We start from the raw sequence: 419 nt of genomic DNA, 5'->3' as shown, positions 1-419 counted from the left end.
GTCAACGCTTCCAGAAATCGCGGTGCGGTGCGAGCAATTCGTCGGCGATTTCGGGGAAGGGGCCAAAGACCTCGATCTTTTTCTGGCCGGAGCCGAGGACGGTGCGCGAAGAGAGGCTCATCGTCGGATTCTCAGCGTGATCCCCGGTGAGCGCCAGCAGCTCGGTCTCCTCGATCCCGTAAACCAGCCGCCCGATATTGGCCCAATACATCGTGCCGGCGCACATGGCGCACGGCTCGAAGGTTGAGACCAGCGTGCATTGCCACAGGAACTCCGGCTCGTAGGCCGCCGCCGCGCGCCGGGCGAGCTCCGTCTCGGCATGGCGCACCGTGTCGAGATTGCCCTGCCGCATCAGCACGCGATCGTCCGGCCCGACCAGCACGCAACCGAAGGGATGGTGCCCATGCGCCGCCGTGTCG

Annotated in this window: 1 protein-coding gene; it reads right to left on the bottom strand. The window is 65.9% G+C overall.

Annotated features, from left to right (window positions below; all coding sequences use genetic code 11):
• Nucleotide 1: 1 nt before the first annotated feature.
• The coding region (locus EN885_RS33240) for a nucleoside deaminase (protein ID WP_164897991.1) at nucleotides 2-419 on the bottom strand (418 nt) is incomplete at its 5' end.

This window comes from Mesorhizobium sp. M6A.T.Cr.TU.014.01.1.1 (assembly GCF_004022765.1).
Taxonomy (GTDB): Bacteria; Pseudomonadota; Alphaproteobacteria; order Rhizobiales; family Rhizobiaceae; genus Mesorhizobium; species Mesorhizobium mediterraneum.
Note: the sequence above shows the minus strand (reverse complement) of the source record. Positions and strands in the feature narration are given on the sequence as shown.